At 65.4% G+C, this 21,898-nt stretch carries 27 protein-coding genes, 1 tRNA gene and 1 pseudogene; 8 read left to right on the top strand and 21 right to left on the bottom strand.

What is annotated here, in order from left to right; translation table 11 throughout:
- Nucleotides 1–130: 130 nt before the first annotated feature.
- The 3 genes from B140_RS0110485 (at nucleotide 131) to B140_RS12580 (ending at nucleotide 2,198) form a co-directional block, all read left to right on the top strand.
- Nucleotides 131–409: a DUF3618 domain-containing protein gene (locus tag B140_RS0110485; protein ID WP_018119309.1), complete on the top strand. Its 279-nt coding sequence runs from the start codon at nucleotides 131–133 to the stop codon at nucleotides 407–409.
- Between the two features lie 113 nt (nucleotides 410–522).
- Nucleotides 523–1,344, top strand: a complete 822-nt coding sequence (locus B140_RS13050) for a hypothetical protein (RefSeq protein WP_018119308.1) — start codon at nucleotides 523–525, stop codon at nucleotides 1,342–1,344.
- Nucleotides 1,341–2,198, top strand: coding sequence for a serine hydrolase (locus tag B140_RS12580; protein WP_018119307.1), 858 nt, complete (start codon nucleotides 1,341–1,343; stop codon nucleotides 2,196–2,198). Before B140_RS13050 ends, B140_RS12580 begins: the two co-directional genes overlap by 4 nt.
- Nucleotides 2,199–2,231: 33 nt before the next feature.
- Here the strand turns inward: B140_RS12580 and B140_RS0110470 are convergent, their stop codons facing one another.
- Entirely contained in the window at nucleotides 2,232–2,813 is a 582-nt protein-coding gene (locus tag B140_RS0110470) for an isochorismatase family protein (RefSeq protein WP_018119306.1), read from the bottom strand.
- Nucleotides 2,814–2,922: 109 nt separating this feature from the next.
- Between B140_RS0110470 and B140_RS12575 the strand changes: the two are divergent.
- Together B140_RS12575 and B140_RS0110460 are read left to right on the top strand one after the other, a co-directional pair.
- Nucleotides 2,923–4,169 (top strand): annotated as a pseudogene (locus tag B140_RS12575) (glutaminase).
- Between the two features lie 308 nt (nucleotides 4,170–4,477).
- Nucleotides 4,478–5,125 carry a tyrosine-type recombinase/integrase gene (locus B140_RS0110460; RefSeq protein WP_018119305.1) on the top strand — a complete coding sequence of 216 codons (648 nt, stop codon included), beginning with the start codon at nucleotides 4,478–4,480 and terminating at the stop codon, nucleotides 5,123–5,125.
- Here B140_RS0110460 and B140_RS14470 read toward each other — a convergent pair.
- From B140_RS14470 to B140_RS0110365, 17 genes are all read right to left on the bottom strand, one after another.
- Nucleotides 5,122–5,550, bottom strand: a complete 429-nt coding sequence (locus B140_RS14470; RefSeq protein ID WP_244874427.1) for a hypothetical protein — start codon at nucleotides 5,548–5,550, stop codon at nucleotides 5,122–5,124. The genes B140_RS0110460 and B140_RS14470 overlap by 4 nt on opposite strands.
- An 827-nt stretch (nucleotides 5,551–6,377) precedes the next feature.
- A complete protein-coding gene (locus B140_RS0110445) occupies nucleotides 6,378–7,943 on the bottom strand; it encodes a hypothetical protein (protein ID WP_018119303.1) in 1,566 nt (521 codons plus the stop codon).
- Nucleotides 7,934–10,075, bottom strand: coding sequence for a phage tail family protein (locus B140_RS13045; protein WP_156801759.1), 2,142 nt, complete (start codon nucleotides 10,073–10,075; stop codon nucleotides 7,934–7,936). The genes B140_RS0110445 and B140_RS13045 overlap by 10 nt, the downstream gene beginning before the upstream one ends.
- A 120-nt stretch (nucleotides 10,076–10,195) precedes the next feature.
- Complete coding sequence (locus B140_RS0110435; RefSeq protein WP_156801758.1) at nucleotides 10,196–10,486, bottom strand: hypothetical protein; 291 nt, start codon at nucleotides 10,484–10,486, stop codon at nucleotides 10,196–10,198.
- A 404-nt stretch (nucleotides 10,487–10,890) separates the two neighbouring features.
- Nucleotides 10,891–11,334: a hypothetical protein gene (locus B140_RS0110425; protein WP_018119299.1), complete on the bottom strand. Its 444-nt coding sequence runs from the start codon at nucleotides 11,332–11,334 to the stop codon at nucleotides 10,891–10,893.
- Nucleotides 11,335–11,343: 9 nt separating this feature from the next.
- Entirely contained in the window at nucleotides 11,344–11,601 is a 258-nt protein-coding gene (locus tag B140_RS0110420; protein ID WP_156801757.1) for a hypothetical protein, read from the bottom strand.
- Between the two features lie 101 nt (nucleotides 11,602–11,702).
- The gene (locus tag B140_RS0110415) at nucleotides 11,703–12,017 is read right to left on the bottom strand and encodes a hypothetical protein (RefSeq protein WP_018119297.1); all 315 of its coding nucleotides are present in this window, start codon (nucleotides 12,015–12,017) and stop codon (nucleotides 11,703–11,705) included.
- On the bottom strand, nucleotides 12,017–13,588 hold the full coding sequence (locus tag B140_RS13040; RefSeq protein ID WP_018119296.1) for an HK97 family phage prohead protease: 1,572 nt from the start codon (nucleotides 13,586–13,588) through the stop codon (nucleotides 12,017–12,019). Before B140_RS13040 ends, B140_RS0110415 begins: the two co-directional genes overlap by 1 nt.
- Nucleotides 13,585–13,860: a hypothetical protein gene (locus B140_RS0110405; protein ID WP_156801756.1), complete on the bottom strand. Its 276-nt coding sequence runs from the start codon at nucleotides 13,858–13,860 to the stop codon at nucleotides 13,585–13,587. The genes B140_RS13040 and B140_RS0110405 overlap by 4 nt, the downstream gene beginning before the upstream one ends.
- A gap of 111 nt (nucleotides 13,861–13,971) precedes the next feature.
- Nucleotides 13,972–14,796: a peptidoglycan recognition protein family protein gene (locus B140_RS13035; protein WP_018119293.1), complete on the bottom strand. Its 825-nt coding sequence runs from the start codon at nucleotides 14,794–14,796 to the stop codon at nucleotides 13,972–13,974.
- Entirely contained in the window at nucleotides 14,780–15,868 is a 1,089-nt protein-coding gene (locus tag B140_RS12545; RefSeq protein ID WP_018119292.1) for a phage portal protein, read from the bottom strand. Before B140_RS12545 ends, B140_RS13035 begins: the two co-directional genes overlap by 17 nt.
- Nucleotides 15,869–15,876: 8 nt before the next feature.
- Complete coding sequence (locus tag B140_RS13905) at nucleotides 15,877–16,098, bottom strand: hypothetical protein (protein WP_156801755.1); 222 nt, start codon at nucleotides 16,096–16,098, stop codon at nucleotides 15,877–15,879.
- A gap of 8 nt (nucleotides 16,099–16,106) precedes the next feature.
- The gene (locus B140_RS0110385; protein WP_040426495.1) at nucleotides 16,107–17,450 is read right to left on the bottom strand and encodes a terminase large subunit domain-containing protein; all 1,344 of its coding nucleotides are present in this window, start codon (nucleotides 17,448–17,450) and stop codon (nucleotides 16,107–16,109) included.
- 31 nt (nucleotides 17,451–17,481) lie between these two features.
- The gene (locus B140_RS0110380; protein WP_018119290.1) at nucleotides 17,482–17,808 is read right to left on the bottom strand and encodes a hypothetical protein; all 327 of its coding nucleotides are present in this window, start codon (nucleotides 17,806–17,808) and stop codon (nucleotides 17,482–17,484) included.
- A gap of 189 nt (nucleotides 17,809–17,997) precedes the next feature.
- Nucleotides 17,998–18,198 (bottom strand): HNH endonuclease, encoded by a 201-nt coding sequence (locus B140_RS14460; RefSeq protein WP_280512663.1) that lies wholly within the window; start codon nucleotides 18,196–18,198, stop codon nucleotides 17,998–18,000.
- Between the two features lie 61 nt (nucleotides 18,199–18,259).
- Entirely contained in the window at nucleotides 18,260–18,733 is a 474-nt protein-coding gene (locus tag B140_RS14655; RefSeq protein ID WP_083912313.1) for a WhiB family transcriptional regulator, read from the bottom strand.
- 890 nt (nucleotides 18,734–19,623) lie between these two features.
- Nucleotides 19,624–19,833, bottom strand: coding sequence for a hypothetical protein (locus B140_RS0110365; RefSeq protein ID WP_018119288.1), 210 nt, complete (start codon nucleotides 19,831–19,833; stop codon nucleotides 19,624–19,626).
- A gap of 159 nt (nucleotides 19,834–19,992) precedes the next feature.
- Between B140_RS0110365 and B140_RS14585 the strand changes: the two genes are divergently transcribed.
- Nucleotides 19,993–20,121: a hypothetical protein gene (locus B140_RS14585; RefSeq protein WP_280512662.1), complete on the top strand. Its 129-nt coding sequence runs from the start codon at nucleotides 19,993–19,995 to the stop codon at nucleotides 20,119–20,121.
- Here the strand turns inward: B140_RS14585 and B140_RS0110355 are convergent.
- Together B140_RS0110355 and B140_RS13900 are read right to left on the bottom strand one after the other, a co-directional pair.
- Nucleotides 20,118–20,537 (bottom strand): hypothetical protein, encoded by a 420-nt coding sequence (locus B140_RS0110355; RefSeq protein ID WP_018119286.1) that lies wholly within the window; start codon nucleotides 20,535–20,537, stop codon nucleotides 20,118–20,120. The two genes, B140_RS14585 and B140_RS0110355, sit on opposite strands and share 4 nt — an antisense overlap.
- Nucleotides 20,534–20,716 carry a helix-turn-helix transcriptional regulator gene (locus B140_RS13900; protein WP_156801754.1) on the bottom strand — a complete coding sequence of 61 codons (183 nt, stop codon included), beginning with the start codon at nucleotides 20,714–20,716 and terminating at the stop codon, nucleotides 20,534–20,536. The genes B140_RS0110355 and B140_RS13900 overlap by 4 nt, the downstream gene beginning before the upstream one ends.
- Before the next feature lie 94 nt (nucleotides 20,717–20,810).
- Here B140_RS13900 and B140_RS13445 point away from each other — a divergent pair, with 94 nt between their 5' ends.
- Nucleotides 20,811–21,134, top strand: coding sequence for a helix-turn-helix domain-containing protein (locus B140_RS13445; RefSeq protein WP_342341594.1), 324 nt, complete (start codon nucleotides 20,811–20,813; stop codon nucleotides 21,132–21,134).
- On the opposite strand, the gene B140_RS0110350 is transcribed toward B140_RS13445, so the two are convergent.
- Nucleotides 21,100–21,172: transfer RNA gene (locus B140_RS0110350), tRNA-Lys, on the bottom strand. The genes B140_RS13445 and B140_RS0110350 overlap by 35 nt on opposite strands.
- Nucleotides 21,173–21,458: 286 nt before the next feature.
- Between B140_RS0110350 and B140_RS0110345 the strand changes: the two genes are divergently transcribed.
- Nucleotides 21,459–21,898 (top strand): Ig-like domain-containing protein (locus B140_RS0110345; protein WP_040426502.1); only part of this gene is annotated, 440 nt, incomplete at its 3' end.

Raw genomic sequence — 21,898 nt, 5'->3', positions numbered from 1 at the left:
TCCGGCATTCCGGTGCCGCGCGCCGCACGGCGCGCCCCGGGGAGGGGAGAGGGACCTCGGCGCCCCGAGGCAGGCGACGCGGCCCTGGGGCCGCGATGACGACGACGCACCTTTTGTTGGGAGATAAAACGTGGCACGCAATATAGAGGACATTCAGCGGGACATTGAGCGCACCCGCCGCCAGTTGGCCAGCACCCTGGATCAGTTGGCGGATCGCAGCAAGCCGCAGAACCTCGTGGACGACGCCAAGCGCGAGGCCACCGCCAAGCTGCAGGACCCGCAGACCCAGAAGATCCTGGCCGCCGTGGGCGCGGTGTTCGCCACGGCCATCCTGGTCACGGTGGTGCGCAACCGCAAGAAGAACAAGGACATCAAGGAGCTGCAGCGCCTGCTGGCCGGGCGCGACTAGCGGGGAGCCGGGCCGCGCGGCGAGGCGATCGAGGACAAGCCCCTAAAAAAGAGGCGGGGGTGGCGCCGGGTGCGGCTTTTTAGCCCAGGAGTTAGGTGTGGCAGCATAGGCGCATGAACAGCCAACCCGGCGGCGAGGACCGCGAACCGATCACCCGGGAGATCCCCGTGCAGGGCGGGCCGGGGTGGGCGGAGGAGCCCGCCCCGCGCGTGTCCCCCGGGCGCGAGCCGAAGGCCGACCCCGTGTCCGTGGGGGCCTACGATCCCGAGGCCGATGCCCCGCGCCGCCCCCGCTACGAGAGCAGCAACGCCAGCATGGTGGTGGCTATTGCCGCCATGCTCATCATCCTCGTGGTGGTGGGGGCGGTGGCGTGGATCTTCCTCTTTTCCTCCCGGGGCGAGGAGGAGGGCGAGGCGCCCGCGGTGGCCGAGACCTCGACCAGCTCCACCACCACCGTCACGAGCACCGTGCGCACCACCGCGCGCTCGGTGCCCCCGCGCCCCACCACCCCCAGCAGCGCGCCGCCCACCAGCGATCGCCCCACGAGCACGAGCAGCCCCTCCCCGAGCAGCACGAGCCCCGCGAGCGCGCAGCCTTCTACGAGCACCCCGGCCCCCACGAGCGAGCCCACCAGCGCGGCGCGCCCCACGGACCCGGACCTGCCGGAGGCGGCCAGCCCGGTGAACTCGGCGGCCCGCTCGGGGCGCTCGGCGGGCAGCTTTAGCCAGGTGTGGTCCTCCGGGGCCACGAGCGACGACTTTGCCCAGGTGGTGCGCCAGGAGTGGTGGAAGGCCTACCAGGAGACCGGGCAGACGGATCAGACCGTGCGCGCCTATAGCCCCGCCACGCAGCGCAGCTACGAGATGACCTGCCGGGATACCGGCGAGTACATCCACTGCACCGGCGGCAACAACGCGAATGTGTACATCGCATGACGAGGAACCTTTGCGCCTGCGTCGCCTCGCTGTGCGGCCTCGTTCTGGCCGCCTGCACCATCGGGGAGGTAGACCCAGCAGGCGAGGCCGGATCGACCGCTCCCGCGCCGCAGACCGCCTCCTCGCACCCCGCCGCGCCCACTGACTCGGAGGAGTCCTCGGAGGGTGCCTCGGGCGCCGCCGCCCTGCCGGTGCTCTCCGCCCCGCCCGGCACCGCCGTGGTCCTGGCGGGGGAGTCGGGCGTGGCCTCGGCGGGCGAGCTGGAGGAGGGGCCCGCGTGGTCCACCTCCAAGATCCCCCTCGCCATCGCCGCGCTGCGGGCCTTCCCCGAGGATGCCCAGGTGGCCGCCGACGTCCGGGCGGCGATACGCGTCTCCGACAACGAGGCCGCCGCGCGCCTCTGGGCGGCCCTGGGTTCCCCGGAGGAGGCGGGGCGCGCGGTGCAGCGGGTGCTCGCGGACGGCGGCGACGAGCGCACGCGGGTGGAGACGCGGGTGCTGCGGCCGGGCCTGTCGAGCTTCGGCCAGACCGCGTGGAGCCTGGAGGACCAGGCTGCCTTCGCGCGGGCGCTGCCGGGGCTGGCGGGCGCGGGCCCGGTGCTCGACGCGATGGGGGAGGTGGCCCCGGAGCAGTCCTATGGGCTGGGCGCCGTCGAGGGAATGCGCTTTAAGGGCGGGTGGGGGCCCGACGAGGAGGGCCGCTACACCGCCAGGCAGGTCGGGGTGAAGGAGACCCCCTGCGGGATCGTGGCGGTGGCCCTGGCGGCCCGGCCCTCCGACGGCTCCTACGAGTCCGCACAGCGGCTGCTCACGGAGGCGGCGCGGGCGCTGCCGCCCCGGCTCGGCTGCGCGTAGCGCCCGCGCGGGGTCGGCGGCCTCGCCGGGGTCTTAGGAGCAGCCCCCAAGCGGGGTGTTCACCACGGTGGCCCCGGCCAGCTCGACCTCGTCGAGGGCGGCCTGCCCTCGGTTGGGGTCCACGGGGGAGCAGTAGTAGGAGAGCACCCGCACGTCGAAGTTCTCCTTGAGGCCGTCCAGGACGGTGGCGCGCACGCAGTAGTCGGTGGCGATGCCCACCACGTCGATGGCGGTCACGGAGCGCTGGCGCAGCCACTCGGCGAGGGAGGTGCCCTCGGCGAACCCCTCGAAGCCGGAGTAGGCCACGCTGTAGTTTCCCTTGAGGAAGAAGGCCTCGATGGGGTCCAGGGGAACCGCCGGGTGGATCGCGGCGCCCGGGGTTCCTGCCCGGCAGTGCGGGGGCCAGGTGTCGATGAAGTCGGGGGCGTCGGAGAAGTGATCGCCCGGGTCGATGTGCCAGTCCTGGGTGGCCACCACGTGCGCGTAGTCGCTCATCGTCTCCTCGCATTCGAGGAGGGAGCGGATGCTGTCGGCGGCGATGTCGCCGTCGGCGGTGGCAAGCGGGCCGAGAGCACAAAAGTCGTTCTGGACATCTACGATTACCAAGGCCTTCACAGATAAGTATTATGGCATATTCAAGCGCCAAAATCTTTTCGGCCCTGCGGGGAGCGAGGGGACCCGAAGCGGGGAGCCGGGGGATGGGTAGCCTGGGCCCGTGCGAGAAATCACTTCCCCCATACCCCAGTACCTCACGGCGCTGCTGGAGACGGTGCGCGAGGAGGAGTCCGGCCAGGTGGCGGACTACATCCCCGAGCTGGCCAGCGCGGACCCCAACCCCCTGGGCGTGGCCATGTGCATGGTCTCCGGGCGCGTCTACGCCGCGGGCGACTGCGACGTCCCCTTCACCCTGCAATCCATCTCAAAGCCCTTCGTCTACGCCCTCGCGCTGCAGGATCGCGGGATCGACGCCGTGATGTCCACCGTGGGCATGGAGCCCTCCGGCGAGGCATTCAACGAGCTGTCCCTCGACGAGGAATCCAATCGCCCGATGAACCCCATGATTAACGCCGGGGCCATCGCGGTCAATCAGCTCATCAACGGCGAGGAATCCTCCGTGGAGGATCGCGTGGAGGTCATCAGGGGCCTGATGAGCCGCCTGGCGGGTCGGGAGCTGGGCTTTAACGAGTCCCTGTGCTACTCCGAGCTGGATCACGCCGACCGCAACCTCTCCATCGCGCACATGCTGCGCAGCTACGGGGTGATCCGGGACGCCGCCCACGACGCGGTGCTCAGCTACACCCGGCAGTGCGCCATCGAGACCACCGCCAGGGACCTCGCCGCGATGGTGGCCACCCTCGGCAACGGCGGCGTGCAGCCGGTGACGGGGGAGCGCGTGCTCGACCCGGACGTGTGCCGCCTGACGATGGCCGTGATGAGCTCGGCGGGCATGTACGACGGCGCGGGCCGCTGGATGGCGCGCGCGTGGGCATACCGGCGAAGTCCGGGGTCTCCGGCGGGCTCATCGGAACGCTGCCGGGGCAGCTCGGCCTGGCCACGTTCTCCCCGCGTCTGGACGCGGAGGGCAACAGCGTGCGCGGCACCATGATCTTCGAGAGGCTCTCCGAGCAGATGGGCCTGCACCTGATGAACCCCGTCCCGGTGGGGGTGCACGCCGTGCGCTCCATCAAGGAGCAGGGGGAGGATACCGTGATCGTGCTCCAGGGGATGATCAACTTCTCCGCGGCGGAGTCCATCCTTCACGAGATCTGCGCGCGGGACTTCAGCGCCAGCAGGCTCGTGATCGACGTGACGCGGGTGGTGCGCGTGGACCGCACGGGCCGCAGGCTCCTGGCGGCCTCGCTGCTGCGTATGCGGCGCGCCGGGTACGAGATCGCGCTCCGCGACCCGGAGAGGCGCCTGCGCGACCTCGTGCTCTCCGACGGCACCCGCGCGCCGCGCGTGGAGGGATAAGAAAACCCCCACCGGGGGTAATCCCGGTGGGGGTGAAGCGGTGCGCCATCAGGGACTCGAACCCCGAACCCACTGCTTGGAGCTAATCGCTGCGTGAGCTGCAAGAAATCATTAGTCACATCAGTAACATGGGTAACATTGGGCTCATGGTTGAGAACCAAGAAATCCTCCGGGGGTGGCGCGCGGAACTAGAAGCGGCGGGGCGAGCGAAGGGGACCATTTCGCTTCGCTTGTCCCATGCGCGACGCTGCATAGAAGCAGTGGGTAAACCGGTACGTCAGATCAGGCGGCGGGATGTAGTCAAGTGGTTGGCCGAGCAATCCTGGGGACCGCAGGGGCGGCGTTCGGCGCGCGAGTCGCTGCGCCTGTTCTGGCGCTGGATGTACACCGAGGGCTACGTGTCCGAGGACGTCACGGAGGAACTGCCGCCGGTACAGCTCCCGCGTGCGGTGCCTAAGCCGGTGCCGGACGTCTACATCATGGAGGCCATTAGGTCAGCGCCGCCGCACATCCAGCTCGCCATCGAGATCATGGCAACCTGCGGGCTGCGGCGTACAGAGTGTGCTCAGGTGCGCGCCTGTGACGTCGAGCCGGTGGGGCAGGGGTGGTGCCTGCGGGTAGTGGGGAAAGGCGGGCACGAGCGACTGGTACCCTGCCCGCCGCACCTGGCGCGCAAGATCGCAGCGCGCGGCGGGTGGGTATTCCCCGGCGGGCAGGACGGGCACATCTCTCCGGGGTATCTGGGCAAGCGCATCTCCCGGTACCTGCCGACGGGGTACACGCCACACAAGCTCAGGCATCGCTACGCTACGGTGGCCTACAGCGACTCGCACGACCTGCGTGCGGTGCAGATGCTCCTTGGGCACGCCACGGTCTCCACGACCCAGGTCTACGCTGCTGTGAGCGGGCAGAGTTCCTACGCGGCAGCCACGGCGGCGTGGCGTATCGCCTCCTAGACCGGAAAGCTAATGCTTCCTTGGAGGCTGGACCATTCCTGGTCTATGCGGAAGTCGGGATTCGCGGGTATGCCGGTTCCAAAGCGTGAGGATCCGTCGTGGACCCGCATGTACTTCAGCGTGCTCTTATCGCCGTTGACGGGTACCAGGAACCGCACCTCATTCGTGCCGGGCTTGACGTGCGGCTTGCAGTCCATAGACCACAGTTCGCCCTGATTGAGGTAGTAGGAGCCGGACCCCATGCCCTCGAATCCCTCGGCAGGCGTGACTGGCAAGCGCATACGCAGCGGCCCGCCAGGGGTGATCGCGTCGCGGCCCCACAGCACTCGGTAGTGCAGCTCAAAAATGCCCCATAGAACGCGCCACTGGAAGCGGAATCGACCACCTCGGCCGAGGTTCAAGTTGCGGTTGCCGTCCGCTATCAAGTTGATCCCGGTCTGGCTCCACTCGGGTAACTCTATGGCCGGGCCGCGCGGGCCGGGCGGCCCTTGGCGGCCTTCTGGTCCGCGAGGCCCCGTGGCCCCCGTCGAGCCGCGCGGGCCTTGCGAGCCGGTGTCACCGCGCGGGCCGGTCGCTCCCGTATCGCCCTTGGGGCCTGCGGGGCCGGTTGCGCCAGTCGCGCCGCGCGGACCTGCCGGGCCGGTCGGAGCCGCCACAGGGACGTCCACAACCCACGTCAGCGCGCCCTCGTACTCGGTATTCCGATTAGCGTCACTTAACCGGAGTCCCCCATTAGTATCCACTATCGCATGACAATACCGCGAGTTGGCCACTCCTTTAAGTACACCGGAAGCGCTTTGTCTAGGGCGAAGATTTGCCGGTACCACATTTCTTAGCATTGTAGCGACAAACTGCTGATCCCTGGGAATTGATATTTTCCCAATGGACAACTGCACCATTGGCCCAATTCGAGTAAGAACAATTCTCTCTTTGACAGTGCCGACGTACGCGATAGTAGCGGTATCCGTGACGTCAATCACCTCTTTATCGAGCGTGAATGTCGAGGCAGGGTCGCCCTGTGGGCCTTGGGGGCCTGCGGGCCCGGTCGCACCGCGCTGGCCTGCCGGGCCGGTCGCGCCCCGGGAGCCGGTCGCGCCCTTAGCACCCTGCGGACCGGCAGGGCCAGTCTGGCCAGCCCCGCCCAGATCAAGGACGTCGATACGCTCAGCCATCGCCTGCATCTGAGCGGCCCCACGGTGGATCGGATCACCCGAGGTCGGGTAGGGAATACGGTGGTTCTTGGTATATCCGGTCATCTGTACACATCCTTAATTTGCGCGCCGGTCGCGTTGATATGGCGCATGTCATCCCAGGTCACGGAGGTGTGGAAGCGATACCCGGTTTCGGGCCCTGGCTCGCCCCACTCCAAGTCCCGATTTGGCATACTGCCATGCAGCCGGATTTTCTCCGGGTCGCGTATTTCCACTCCATCGGGGGTTTTATATGCGCCCCACATCCACGGTACCGTTATGTCTTTTGTGCTTTGCCGCTCCTGTCGCATTAAGTTCCAGGTGACATGCTCTCTCCATTCGCGGCGATTATGTATGAAATGCGTGCGGAGATTTGTAGACCAACCTTTTTGTGGGTCGAAATGCAGCGTGCCGCCAATAGGGGCTACCACGGGGCCGTATTCTTGATTCGATCCCATGAGCCATTGGTGCGCCGCGTCCCCGCTGATAAACGCGGGCCTCGGGTTCTCCCACGTCATCAGCAGCCACCGTGCGACGTCCCAGCTCGGGAAGGTATGCGTCGGCGGCGTGGTGAACTCAGGGTGCCGGGGCCTGCGTCCTTCCTCGCGCACGCGTTCCCACAGCGCGTCCTGGGAGGGCTCCACGTTCTCCTGATCCCCGAGCCAGGTATCCCAGGCGTACACGCGCCTGGCGTCGCCCGGATACACGTTCTCGTGGACGGTCATGGTGTCGTCCCATTCGCGCACCCTGTTCTTCCAGTTCACCTCCACCCGGTTAATCGCGGTGGCCGGGTCGGCCTCAATCACGGGATCGCCGGCGATCTGGCACCCGCCGAGACCGATACCGGGATACGTCACGCCTTCGAAGCGCACACCGTCGATCGCCGGCTTGACGCCGCCGTACTGCTCATCGCTGGACTGCAAGCGCACGTCCATCTCCTGCGAAAGGCGCGGCACTTGCCTTACTACATTGCCGTCCGGGTCAAAGGCCCAGGTCTCCGCTGCCATCGACCCGTAGAACTCGGTGAGCAACTGGAGCGCGCTTTTTCCCTTGACGTCGAGGGGCGACACGCCGAGCATGTGATACTCCGAGCGGAAGTAAAAGTTCTTGATCTTGGTCGTGCCGACCTCCGAGAGGCCACGGATACGCAGCGCGCGATCCATCATCGCCTCCGTCGGCCACTCCGAGGGCCCAGGATGCACTCCACCCATCGCTGCGGTGGAGTCCGCGCAGACCAAGGTGATGATCCAGCGCCGCGTGCCGTGGCCAGCCGTCGCGCGGGTGATCTTCGCTGTGGCCCGCGAGACTCGCCCCCGGAATACCACGAGGCGGCGCGTCGTACCGGACATGTTGCCGCCGTCGAGGCTGCGGACAGTGCGGCTTTCCACTTGGAGGTGTACCTCGCGGCCCACAGCTCGGTTGCGGCGGATGTAGGTAGCCCACTCATCAGTAGCGTCCACCAGGTGCAGGGTCATGGTGGCCGGGGTCGCGGAGGCGTCGTGGTACTCCGCGCGGCCCCAGTCGATCTTGATGCCGCGCACCGCCACCGGTTCCGTATCGGCTTTGTCCGGGGTACACGCGATCTCGTAGCCCCCGATTGTCAGGGTAGGGGTGATTGCTACGCCCATGAGAAACCGCCTCCTCCCGAGGCCACGCCCAGATCGCGCCCATACTGCTTCAGCGCCTTCATCAGGGCCTCCACGATCGCGCGGGGATCTACCACGCCGGAGCCATCGACGGTGATATGCACCGAGTTGTCTACCTTTACCGCACCCCCGGAGGACGAGCCGATAGCACCGCGCAGAGAGGATAGCGACCCCGAGGCCGCTGTGAGTTCCGGCTGATAGCCAAAGGCCAGCGGAGGCGGAGACATGAACCTAAACGGGGTACCGGGCGCTGTAGTCATCGACGGCGCAGCAGCGAACATCTTGGAGAGCCACGACGGCGGCGAGGGGAACCGGATACGCCCAATCGCGCTGACCACCGAGCCAATGAGGCTTATCAGGCCCCGCAATGGAGCCGTCAGGATACGTACCGCCGCGCTGGCAACCGCCATCGCCGCCCGGAACGCGCCACCCACGCCGCCGACCTTCGATATGATGTTGCCCACCCAGCTCACCGCCGAGCGAATACCACCTACCACCAGGTCAAAGGCAGCCTTACCCACGCGGCCCGCCGCATTGACTGCGTTACGGAACGTCTCCGACTTCTGATACGCCAGCACCAGCGCAGCCACGAGCGCGGTCACCGCGACGATCACAATACCAATCGGGTTAGCACTCATCGCCGCGTTGAGCACCCACTGCGCCGCCGCCATCGCGAGCGTAGCGCCGCGTACCGCCATCATCGCGGCCTGCTGAGCCACAAAGGCCCCGATGGCCCGCGCGCTGCTCGCCACCCACGCCGCCGCCGTGGCCGCCGCCGCGCCCACCGCACTCGCGGCGGTCATCGCAAAAGCAATACCAGCACGCACCTGCATCGCCAGCCACGCACCAGCAGCCCGCGCACCGGCAGCCAACCAGCTCGCCGCCGTCATCGTGGCCGACATCGCCGCGCTGGCCGCCGTCATCGTGAACGAGATACCGGCGCGTATCTGCATGGCCACCCACGCCCCGGCGGCGCGCACGCCGGAGGCGATCCACGCACCCGCCGCCGCACCCGCGTGGATCACCGCCTGCGTAGCCGTGGCCGCCCACGTCCAGACGATCCGCGCCCCGGCAGCCACCCATCCGGCCACGGTGCGGGCCGCTGCACCTAGCCACGCTGCCATCGAGGTAGACGCCGCCGTGGCCGAGGACCCCGCCGCCACGGTGTTGCCGAACACAATCCGCCCGGTCATCGCTCCCCACGCGGTACTCACTGCCGTAGCGATAGCCGAGGCGACGCGCCACGCCTTAATCGCCGCCAGGCCCGTATAGAGCGCTCCCGTGGTCACACCGATAGCGATAGCCAGCTTGCGGAAAGCCTCGGGATTCTCCCCGATCTTCTGCGCCAGCTTCGCCATCGCCTCAGCCGCTTGTGTCGCATAGGGCAGTAGTTGCTCCCCGAGGGCGGCCTTCGCGTTTTCCCAGTGCGCGGCGGCGATCTGGGCGCTACCGGCTGCCGTATCGGTCTCACGGGCAAAGTTGCCTTGCGCGTCCGCTGACTGCTCGGTGAGCATCGCCAGCAGGGCCTGAGTCTCGGCCTGCTTCAGCGCTTCGCCCTCCAGTTTGTCCAAGCCCTGCGCCGCCAGGCGGGCGTTGATGTCCGACTTCTTGATAGAGATGCCGTACTTCTCAATGGGATCAGTCTCACCACGGAACGCCGCGCTCAGGGCCTCCACGGCGTCGGCGGTGGTGCCGCCGTACATCGAGGCCAGATCAGCGCCCATCGTAATGAGCTTGTCCGTGGTGGGCACCAGATCAGACTGGGCCACGCCCAGGTTCTTCAGTTGGGAGCCCATCACGGAGGCAAACTCCTGATATTGGTTCTTAGACAGGCCCACAGCGTTCGCCGCATCTGCGGCGAGTTTCTTAATCGCTCCGCTTTGCGCCTTGAACACGCTCTCCACCGCGCCGGTGGACTGCTGGAGCTTGCTTGCCGAGTCAAGGGCTTGCTTGCCCATTCCCACGACCGCTGCGGTGGCCGCTGTGCCCACCGCGGCGGCCTTCTTCATGCCAGATTCGAGCTTATCCAGACCGCGACCAGCCTCATTAAAGCCGGCTACGGCTTTCTTTGCGTCTGAGATAATACGAACGCTAAGAATGGCGGTTTTGCTCATCGCGCAAGTCCTCCAAGACTCGGATCATGGTCGCCAGAGTGGCATCGTCGTAGTCGAACAGAATGTGTGGAGCGATACGCCATACATGAGCCAGCTCCACCAGTAGGCGAGTACGACTGCCTACGGGGTAGGGTTTCCTAGATCACCCACCGCGTCAGCCTCGTCAGTAGTGTCCTCGTAGGACTGCACATCCACCGCGTCGCGGTCGCGGAAGTCCTCAAAAGTCCCGGTGTAGATACCCTCGCGGCGCAGCGCCGCCCAGGCCAGAAACGTCGTTCCAAGGAACGGGGCATCGTTGAACGTCGGCCAGTTGTGCTTGGAGCGGGTCATATCCCAGCGCACACGATCCGGGTTGGTGATGGTGACCTCCACCGGCGCGTCGTGGCCGTCGAGAGTGACAGAGCTTTTCAAAGCCATAGCTATACTCCTTCGATTTGATCTAGTGCTTTATTCACCTTGTCCTCATACAGCCGCAGCCACGTGGATTCTGTGGCCTGGGCTGAGTACGACAAGAAAGGGTTTGGTTTGATATTGCGGGCTTTCCACCCCCAGTGAATCGGGGGTGCATACGGCACACCGGAGGCAGAGCGCCGCCGGTTACCAGCCCGCACGATGCCAGCGGTTTTTGTAGCCCCAGCGCGGACTGTTGCCGCGAGCTTGCCGGAGCGGACCGGGGCCCAGCCTTTGGCACGTCCTGCGACGATCTCAGCAGCAGCCCGGTGGGCGTCCTTGAGATCGGTCAGGTCTTTGCTGGCTTGCTTGAGGGTGCGCCGGAGATTCCGGCCGCCCTCCAGCTTGAGCCCCTGGTAGACCATCTAGCCGTTGGCGCTGCTCGTCGAGCCGCCGTTAGTCCAGGTAGGCTCACCGACAAACGGGAACTCGAAATCGGAGGTGTTGGTCTTATTGACCTCGCCGCCGATATCAATCGGCATGATCTTCACCTCGCCCTTGATCGCAGCATTCGAGTTACCCCTGGGCTTGAAAGCGACCTTGACGGTCTGGCCCTTGTTGGCCCAGGTGAAGTCAATGACTCCCTTGGCCGTCAGGTCCTGGATGAAGGTTCCCTCCAGCTTCGCGGAGAAGGTTTCCCCGCCAGCGAGCACACCACCACACAGGGTGTGCAGATCATCTTCAGAATCGTTGTCCCAGGTCACCTTGACCTCGGTCGCTTGGCACGCAAAGTCCACCTCGGTGCCAGTCTCACCAAACTTCAGTTCGCCCTTGCCGAGCTTGAAGCCTTTAGGTGTTCCAACAGCCATGCTTTTCTCCTAATCAATCAGGTAGGTCAGGCGGTAGGCCGGGAGCGGCCCGCCGCCCTGGGGAAGGGTGACAGTCTCATCCAGCGCGGAGGAATCCATCTCCCACTGGTGGGTATCCATCACGTCGATGGTCCAGGTCAGCAGCTTGTCCAGGGCTTCCAGTGCGCGGGGGATACCGGTGTCGCGGGCAATCAGGTACAGATCGACCACGACGGCATACCCGCCGCAGGCTCCCAGCACGCTGCGGCCCAGACGGCGCGCAGTCACCCACACCGCCGGTGGGTTCAAGCGCGGGGGATCGACCGTGGCCGTAATCCCCGCCTCGCGGAGTGCTGTGACAACGCGGTCTAGGGTGTCGCTGACCATAATCACCCCACCTGGAGCGGCGCGTAGCGCCCGAGCTTGAGCAGTTGGGCTAGGTCAGGATCGTTGCGCGAGACGTACACCGGGCCCAGCTCGCCCAGAGCCTCCACACCCGCAGGACTATTGCGACGGCGGTAGATCCGCGCACAGAGCATCCTGGCCCCAAAGGCCACATCCGCACCCCACTTGTCGGAGGGTACGCCCTTGTAACCGACGATGAGAGCGGTGACCGCCTCGGTGATCTCGGCAAGCTCCGGTAGCGCGGCAGTGGACTCACCGAGGTAGTCCGCCACCGCTTCCGGGGTGACCAATGGTGACACTAGGACTCCTCATCGCTGGAGCCACGACGATCCGGGGTGCTAGTACCGAACGGCACCCGCACGATGCCGTCCTGCTGGTTGAGCAGGGTGGCCCAGTAGCCGAATATGCCGGAGTCCTTACCGCCGTGATCCAGACGCTCGGCGTCCACCCGGATCGGGGACCCAGACAGCTCGAACCACGTCACGGCTTGCTTGGCATACGCGATGATCTCGCCCTCGGGCACCAGGTCGGAGGCGATGAACCGATCCGGGCGCACCCCGAGGAGATCGAGATAAGCCGGGTTATCCAGCTGCGTGATCTGGAACAGCCCAAACAGGCTGTTGGGGTGGACCAGGTAGGCATTGGGCTCTACGCGGGTCTGCCGCTTAATGACCAGCCGCGCGCGAGCCGCAGCGTGGAGCAGATCAGGCTCAGCTTCAATGGTCGTGCCGGTCTTAGCCGAGGCAACCAGGAACTTCGCGGCCTTCTCATCGGTCTTGATCGCATAGTCATTAGCGCGTGCCCGGAAGAACGCCTGGAGGAACTCGGTTTCGTGGAAGTCGAAGTACGCGCGGTCGATGTCGTGCCCGGCAGCCAGGCGCGAGGCGGTGACCTCCACCGGCTCGGTGGCCACGGTGCCGGTGGGAATCTCGGCCTTATCACCGGCGTAGTCGCCGACCTCGGGCTTCTTCGTCCACCGGAAGCCCACGCCCTTGAGCTTGGTCAGAGACTTATTGGTCATGGTGGGGATGATCTCGCGCTTGTACTCCACGCCCTCCCACATCTCGCCCAGCCACATCGGGGCGCTGATCGCCGGGTTGGCGGAGCGGGTGATGTCGGCCAGCGCGGCGGTCATCTCCGCCGAGGCCACGCCGGTACGTGCGGCGGCGATCGTCTCCACGGCCTGCGAGAACGTGAGCTGTGCTCGTCCGGGGCCGGTTACGGTGAGTCCGGTGGGCACACGGGCGGCGGTCACATAGGACACGTCATTGCGGGTGGTCACATCTTCCTCCTTCTCCTCATCGTCATCATCACGGGGATCATCCGGGGTTTCCGGTGTCTCCGGGGCGGGATCGTCCTTGCGGTGGCGATCCTCCACTTCGGGGGTGGTGGTCTCGTTGGTCATGGTCTTGGGTTCCTTTCTGGAGGCGGTAAAGCGCTCCACTCGGGCGTCAGCAAAAGCTGGGATGGGCACCAGCGCCACGGCGGTGAGCACACCAGCGGTGAGCACACCGCCGGTGACCTCGGTGTCCACCAGCTCCACGGACAAGGCATCGCGGATGCCCTCGGCCACATCTGTCAGCGCGGTATCCCCGTCGGCGGTGGCACCGACCTTGAACGTCATCTTCAGGCCCTCGGGGGTGTCCTCGGCGGCGGTGGCATAGCCGACCGGGGTAAACCCCGGCTCCGTGGAGTGGTCACGCAGCAGCTTCACCCGCTTCAGATCAGCGGGGAGTTGTACGGCCCCTGCGGTCACTGTGACCTCGCCGGTGGAGGTGTAGCCGGGCTTGCCCCACGGCAGCACCATGCCGGTGATGGTGCGGGACTCCGGCGCAGTCTCGGGGGCCATCGAGGCCACCATCTGCATCATGAGCGTTCCTTTCTGTGGTGCCCCTGGTAGGGGTCTGCGGCCAGCCACGGCAGGTGCGTCTGGAGCCAGTCCTCCACCGCCGGGAGCGTGAGCACGCGGCTCACAGCGGCGGTGACGGCCAGGACGGCGGCCACGGCGGGTATCTCGTCGATGTTGGCGGCGTCAGCGATCTGGGGGAGCAGCGGGAGCAGCGAGACAGCCCCGATAAAGACGCTGCGCACCGTGGAGCGCCAAGGGCGGCGCACTTGGGTGGGGCGGTTATCGGGTGCCACGATCTACTCCTTCGGGGGTCGAGTGATGAGTGCCAGGGCGAGGATCACCCCGCACGCGGTGCCGATCATCTGGGAGAGCGCCAGGGCTGCGATAGCGACCAGCGTGGTCATCTAATTGTTTCCAGCAGGCGTCACAGGCGTCGATTTGCCGGTCTTGACGTCGGTGAATCCCGGCAGGCCGAGGTGGACGCCGATCGCGGCCACGGCGTCTACGAGGGTGCGCCCGCCGAGCTGCGACCAGCCGCGCTTATCGGGGCCTCGGAGCTGTACCTGGTTGTCGGCGGCGGCTTCCTGGGCCCAGATCGCGTTCATCTTCGCGTCGTGTAGGGCGTCGCGGCTTTCGCCAGTCAACTGAGTCATAGCGGTTCCTTTCGAGGTATCAGCAGCCGGGGCAGGCTGCTTTTGGTGGCGTGCGGCCAGCGCCAGCACGTAGTCGTAGGGGAACTCCCGGCCCGGGTCGGTGTGATCGGACTCGCCAAAGGCGCGGCTGATCTCGTTGTGGCCGCAGACACCCCACTTACCGGCGCGCACCTGGTCAGCGGTGCGCAGGACGAGCGGGATACCGTAGGCTGTGGAGTAGGCAGCGAGAATCTTTGCCAGGGCGGCCAACTGCCGAGGCCGTGCGAGCCACTGCTCCCGCGACCAGGCGGCCTTGCCACTCAAACTGAAGTGGTAGCCGATCCGGTTGCCGGTGGGCATGGCCGACCACGGCATGTACTCGTCGTCGTTCTCGCGGTAGGTCACCCCATCCTTGTCGATGACGATGTGGTACGACCCGCCCGCCGCCGGGGTGGACTGATAGCGTGCCATCCCCTCGGCGCTCAGCGTGCCGGAGTCCTCAAAGGTGTGGACGACCAGCACACGGCGCGGCGTACTGGTGGTACCGGAATCGTTGGTGGTCAGTAGCGTGCCATCGGTCTTAAAGGCGTTGCTCATCGGGGTTCTCCTTATGCGACAGGTCAGCGGTCTTGCGGTAGAGGTCAGCCAGCTGCTGGATGGTGTCGGTGGTGTCGAACGCCAGGGTCACCCCCGGCGGGGTCACATCGTCCTGGGATAGCCGCGCGGCCACGGCAGCCATGAGCGGCGAGAGCCCAAAGGTCACCAGCTCGGACATGCGGCTGGCGGTGTTTTGGTAGGACAGGGACGATCCCGCCAGCGTGGCGTCGATCATCGGCGCGGGGATACCCGCGTGGCGGGCGATGTCCACGGCTGCAGCGTTGCGCCCATCAATGAGCAGGTGCCCGTCGATGCCATCGCCGTGGTCGATCACCTGCACACCCTGAGAGGTGAAAGCCACGCCCCCGTTTTCACCGCGCCGCGCTTGCATCCACCTGGCGGTGATGGCGTCAATCTCCTCACGGGTCATCGGCGCGTCATTGGTCTGGTGCAGCTCCACCTGCGGCACGGGATTCTCCGCTGCGCGGGTAGCAGCCGCCGCCAGGCGCATAGCCTGATCCAGCGTGTCCGCGCCGTAGGTCAGGATTCCCTCGGTCACGCCGGGGATTAGCACGACGCTATCGGCAGGTGCGGGACTCCCATCGACCATCACGGTGCCCTCGGAGTCGATGTGCCACCGATCAAACGCGATCCGGTCGGCGGCCACGACTGGGCCGGTTTTGCCGGAGCGCTGGACAGCCCACAGCGACCACCCGTAGAAAAACAGGTCGTCGATCGTCCACAACATTCGGTGGAACGGGCTCAACGGGCCGGTGGTGTCCGTGATGAAGCCGGGCGTTGCGCCGGTTTCCTCCCCGTCCTCATCGACGGCGACGAGCGGTAGCCGGGCGATCGTGGAGACGATCAAGCCACGGGCGCGAGACAGCGCGGGTACTCGTATGGCCTGCTCCCGCGTGATGGCCTTGAGACGGAGCTCATCCCGCAGGAAGTCGTTGACGATGATGGGCTCTAGGTGGGTCGGCCGCTCCACCCACGGCGAGGCCAGGGCGCTGCTGCTGTGCAGGCGCCCGTCGATCCCGAGGGCGGTACGTATCTGGTCGAGGAATCCCATACCGCCTATTAGGCGGAGAGGCCGTCACGCTTCTCGAATAAGCGTTGCTTTGCCATCCGCGCCGCTGTGCGCGCGGTGCCCACCGCCGCAGCGTCATTATGGGCGGCCTTGGCGTGCAGTGCGCACGCCGTCCACGCCGCTGCCGGGGTATGGCGGGTAGCGCGCCATCCGCACTCATCGCAGATCGCCACCACGGACAGCACCGAGCGGTCAATACGCAGGTAGGACACGGTTTCTCCTAGTAGATGAAGGGCTTGATCGGGGGAGCGGGGCGGTGCAGCGCGCCGTAGAGCGCGAGGGTGGCGGCCTCCAATGCAGCGATGGAGCCCGCCGCGCGGCGGCGCTCCCAGGCCCAGGCGTCACCCACACGCCGCTGCTCGGCCAGCTCAGCAGCCAGATCAAGCGCCTGGTGCGGGCGTATACGCACCTCCGGGGCTGCCAGCCCGTCGCTATCGGTGCGGGTGATCCGATCCAGCAGGTCCGCACACGAGGACGTCAGCGCGCGCACATTAAACGCAGGCGGCTCGTGGCCCCGCTGCTTGAGCTGGTCGAACAGCGGCCCAGAGGGGCCGATCGGATCTACCACCGGCGGCGGGGTGTCGTGGCGTTCGCGCAGCTCAATGAGCCGATCAGTAGCCCAGCCGGTGCCGGGGCGCACGTCGATCATTTCGATGGTGGGTACTCCATCGACCACAGCGCAGGCGGCTATCGCGGTCTCCGTGCGCTGGTAGTCCACCGCCGCGCCGAACACCACCAGGCAGGTGTCGGGGATCGGGACCGTGGACTCCGCAGACTGCCACGCCGTGAGCGGAATGAAACGATCCCTCGCTCCCGTGCGCAGATTCCCATAGGCACGCGCAAACTCCATTGGAACGAGCTGCTTGGCAGCGCGTTCCAACGCGGCCATGTCCATCGTGTGCCCAAACGCGGGATGGTGCGAGGCCACCAAGCCGAGGTCGGTGGGATCATCACCAGGATCAATACCCCACTCCAACAGTGCGATACCAGAGCTAGGCTGCTTGGCCTTATCCACGAGCCCGTGGAACCAGGTACTCCGCGCGGTGCCCATCGTCGATACCACGATGGTCTGCGCACCACGGCGCGTCGTCTGGGTCGGAACGATGGCCTGCATGAGCGCCTGGGCCTCGGCGTCGTCAAACACCCACGCCTCGTCGATGAAGTTCAAGTCGGACTGCTCGCCATGCAGCGACTCCTCATTGGGCGGGTGCGGAGAGAACGTCGAATTCAGGCGAGTGAACGTGAGCTGCTCCGATCCGGCGGCTTTCTTCGCCTTGAACAGAGAGCGCAGCGGAAACACCTCCGATTCCATGATCTCCACCTGCTCTAGCCACTTTTTCCGGGCCTTTTGCCCCGTCTGGGCGGTAGACCACACCTTTTTGCGCCGCCCAGTCATCATCCGGTGGATGCAGGCTGCCAGCAACAGCGTGGTCTTGCCGGACTGGCGCGGCACGCTGATTACAACCATCGGCCAGCGAGGTAATCCCTCCGGGGTGACCTCCCCGATCACATCAGCGGCCCACTCTTGCCACGGCATCGCCGGAGTACCCAGGTACTCCATCATCTTGCAGATCGCAGGCCCATACGTCGCCCCGCTAGGACGCGGAGTTGCGAACCGTGGGCGCGGACAGCTCAGCAAGGGCGCGGTTGAGTTCATCATTAGCCTCATTCTCACGATCAAGGGGGGTCATCCGTAGGGCTTGCAGCACCTCGCGGTACGGCGCGGTGAGCTGGGAGATTGCGTAGTACTTCCGGTCGGCCTCGGCGTCATCGAGTGCCACGGCGTTCGCCCGCGCCAGGGAGAGCAGCCCCTCGTCGATGGCCTCCACGCGGCCCTGCTCCTGGGCGGCGGTGATCGCCTTTTCCAGCATCTCGGCATGGCGGCCCGTCGGGCGGCGTATCTCAAACAGCGCTTCATTCATTGGTCATTCCTTCCAAAATTAAGGGGGGGGGAGGGGTAGGGGATACCCCCTAGGGCTGCGCCGGGGAGAAAAAGCAGGGCTGGCGCGGGGGCTCCCGCGACCTGGGCCTTTAAAAAACACCGACCCGGCCCGGCCGTGACTCCTCACATCGATCATTCTCACCGAACTCATCGCTTTTCCTCGCGTCGATCACCATTTACGTGATGGTTCACAACGAGATGAACGCAAAGGATGAACAGCAAACCATTCACTCAATGACTTGTCACCACGAGCTGAATTACATTTGCTGTGAGCAGGTCGAAGATTCTCTAGCGAGTCATCACCACCAGCAGCACGCGGCACAATGTGATCGGCAGTCGTTGCGCCAGGCAACCCGCACAGATGGCACACAGTGCCATGCGCCGCGAGCGTGGCAGCAGTCAGCCTTGTGGCACGACGACCAGCCCACCTACTACCCACCGGCCACCCCCACGGCCCTACCCGGCCCCCTACCCCCACCGGGACCCCGTGACCCCCCAGGGACCCTACTAGGCCCCCTCCTACCTATCAGGGCCACCAGGGCCTCCCTCGCCTTCTCATAGCCCTTCAACCGCCCGTAGACGTCCAGAGCCGCCTGCGCGGGGCTATCCCCCTCAGCCACAGCCTGTAGCGCTGTACGCACTGATCGGCGCGTACTACCCGTCATGCCTGAGCCTGGCAGGATCACCCCACCCCGGATCACTCCGACGTCCTTATGCGCCAGCCCCTCGGCTGCACACAGCGCCGCTACCGGGCAGTCCTGGCACAGCTCCACCGCCCGCACCAGCTTCACCCAGCGCGGCTCATTACCTGGCCCCGGCTCGTCCCATTGCTTAGGGTGCTTTGTCCGCGCGCACAGGGCCCGCTCGTGCCACTCTGGCACCACATAATCCGCTGGCACCACCATCTTTAGAGCACCGACCCGATAAACGCGACGAGCAGCGCTACAGCAGCCGCCCCGAGGCCCAGGATCACCGCCACGGCCACCAACGAGAACACCACGACAAGGACAGCCTCCAGGACGTGATGGACAGTGGACTCATCCTTACCTGGTGCAGGGTCGAACGTGCGTCCTACTACTGTTCGATGACGAGCAGTATCTAGAGAGGAGAAAGGCTGGTTCATGATGGTTACCTCCAGGTGTGATGAGTGATAGGTGTAGCCAATAGGAACCCCCCTAAAGGGGGGATTACCTGCCTGCTGACCCCCCAGTGCCGGTTTCCCAGTTTTCCGCTTTCCGTCGTCAGCCCACGGCTAATAGCCGTGTGGGCTGCTTCCCACACGGCTTTCACGTATGCGCCCTGCTACCACGGGCCAGGCGGTGGCGGGGCGGGCCCAGTCCGGTCAATCCGGGCCGCTTGAAGTGCATCGAAAGCTCGATACCGGCGTGGTCTGGAAGGAAAGGTGTCCTTTACGGTCGGGGGCGGGGACTCACGAGTAAAACCGCCCAAAAGGGGATTGTGTTGTGTGACGTACATCGGATGGTCCGAGCGTCATCAGGTGACCACCACGGGTTAGAACCCATTAGGGGCTGCCATATCGATCGCACAGGGGTTAGAAATCGATTGGTTATTGGGTTGTGGTGGCCACCAGATCACGCCCGCACGCGGGAAATGGAGTGGCTAGAACAAGGCGGGGGTATCAGGCTCACGGGGTCGGTAGAGCACTTCTCGGCAGTCCCGGCACACCAGGCCGCCGTCGTACGGGCCTCCCTTTTCGGCGGCTGGGACACGACCAGCGGCAAAGACCCGCTCGCATACCGCGCACCGCAGGCGCCCAGCATTGGGGCGCGGCGGCCTACCGGAGGAATGCCAGGTACTCATTGGTCTGCGTCTCCATAGCGGTAGCGGCATCGCGGAGCATGGACACAGCCGCAGGCAGAGCCACGGCTATGTTGCACTCCGTGTCGATCTCCATGCGAAGCACGAAGCGCCTACTGGGGTGGTGGTCGATGAGCGTTTCGAGGCGCACGCCATCGATCTCGGTGACGGCAGGCTGGCTATCCACGGTGAGCCTCCTCAGCGCGGGTGCGGTGCTGCGGCACGTCATGCAGCCCCGCGATCAGCGAGAACACCGCAATGGAGACGATGATCGGCACAATGATGGTTCCAGTAAGCATGTGACGAGATCCACTTTCAGATGGAGAGAGGGAAGGAGGTGAGAGGAATGAATGATGAGAAACAGTGGCCTAATCCTGCGGAGACTCCAGAAAAGCCTGCCTGGGATGAGGTTGATAAGAATGTGGGCTGGGGAGACGCTGAAGGGGTCTCCAAGGCTCTCTCGGAAGAGGATTAATCCCCTTGGAGGCGGCGCTTGACGCTGAGTTCTCGCCGGTGCTTGAACAGGGAATCGGTGAGAATGTCTAGTGCTTGCTCTTCCTCGTAGCCAGGGGCGGTGATGGAAAGATCACCGTCCTTGGTGACTTTCAGGGTGATCGCTACCGGATTGCCGGTCGTATTGTCTTCCTCTTTCTGGAATACGGCTTTAATTCGGTTAGTGAGTTCCTTTGTCTCCGTGTCTTTGGCCCGCTTCTCTAGATCTTTGACCTTCTTTTCCAAGCGCTCAATCCGGGCTAGTAGGTCGGTGAGGCTGTGGTCTATGGCCTCGGCAAGGGCTTGGATGGTGGCTGCGCCCTCGTGGATGGGGGCGCCGGGGGCGGGGTAGGGCAGGTGGAAGTTTTCGGTGGTTCCCCACTTCTGGCGGTCGGTCATTTGGCCTCACTCTCGGCTAGGCGCTCAATCTCAGCGCGATCAAAGACGTGTATGCCACGGCGACCGATCCGCCCGGCGGGGGTGAGGGTGCCGTTTTCGACGCGCCGGTTTACCCCGTTTCGGCTGAGGCCGAGGAGGCGTCCGGCCTCCGCCGAGCCGATCAGTTCAGTAGTGGTCATATGATTAGTTATAGACCGTCGCCCCCGTGGTCGTCAAGCCATAAGTGGACAAATGACTATCTTATGTGTGGTCATTTGAATACTCGTGCAGGTCATGGCTATTATTGGTCGCATGACTACATCACTTCATCTTGCTGGAGTTATCCCTCAGTTTGATCTCGCGGATCGCGTGCGTAAGGCGCGTGAGTATGCGGGTCTTACGCAGCAGGGGTTGGCGGATGAGACTGGAATGGCCCGGAGTGGATTGGCTCAGATTGAGCAGGGCAAGACCACCCCCCGGCGGTCTAGCTTGAAATTGATTGCGCTCGCCACTGGCGTAGACCAAAGGTGGCTTGAAAACGGCGAAACCCCCACCGGGGGTAATCCCGGTGGGGGTGAAGCGGTGCGCCATCAGGGACTCGAACCCCGAACCCACTGATTAAGAGTCAGTTGCTCTACCAATTGAGCTAATGGCGCTTGCCGTGCTGACCAGGTGCTCCCTGGCGACGTCCGTTTACTTTACTTCCTGCGTGCGCGGGCGCAAAATCGGCAGGTCATGGGGGATTTTGGGGTGGGGTGAAACGGAAAACGGCGCACCGGCGATGAGCTAAGGAGACGGGAGGTCGAGCCGCCGATCCGGCGGGCCCGTTGTGTCTCACTTTGGTAAAGGTTTGGCCAAAGGCGCCTTTTGGGTGGGGCCGGGCCGCGATGGGAAACTAGCGTGGCTGGGAGCAGTTGTTGTGGTGTGTGGAGGTGGTTGTTCGTGCGGGTGCGTTCGGGGCGTCGGGCTGTAGTCGCGGCGCTGATGGTGGTCTCCCTTGGGGGCGGGCTTGCGGCGTGCACGATTAATCCGGGCGCCTCCCAGGAAAGTACTCAGGACACCGAGGACGAGGCGCTAGAAGCCCCGTACATCTCCGTGGCCGACGAGTCCGAGGAGGTCGATCCCACCACACCGGTGACGGTGGAGTCCAAGGACGAGGGCCTCGAGAGCGTGACCATGACCAACGAAGAGGGCCGCGAGGTCGAGGCCACCCTGTCCGCCGATGGCATGAAGTGGACCACCACGGAGGTGCTCGGCTACGCGCGGACCTACACGGTCGAGGCCGTGGATCACAACGGCGAGAAGTCCACCTCCACGTTTTCTACGATCGCCCCGGCGTCCACGGCCTCGGTCACGCTCTCGCCTTATGGCGTGGGCGAGGT

Source organism: Corynebacterium mastitidis DSM 44356 (assembly GCF_000375365.1).
Lineage (GTDB): Bacteria > Actinomycetota > Actinomycetes > Mycobacteriales > Mycobacteriaceae > Corynebacterium > Corynebacterium mastitidis.
The sequence above is the reverse complement of the archived record's forward strand: the minus strand, read 5'-3'. Positions and strand labels throughout refer to the sequence as shown.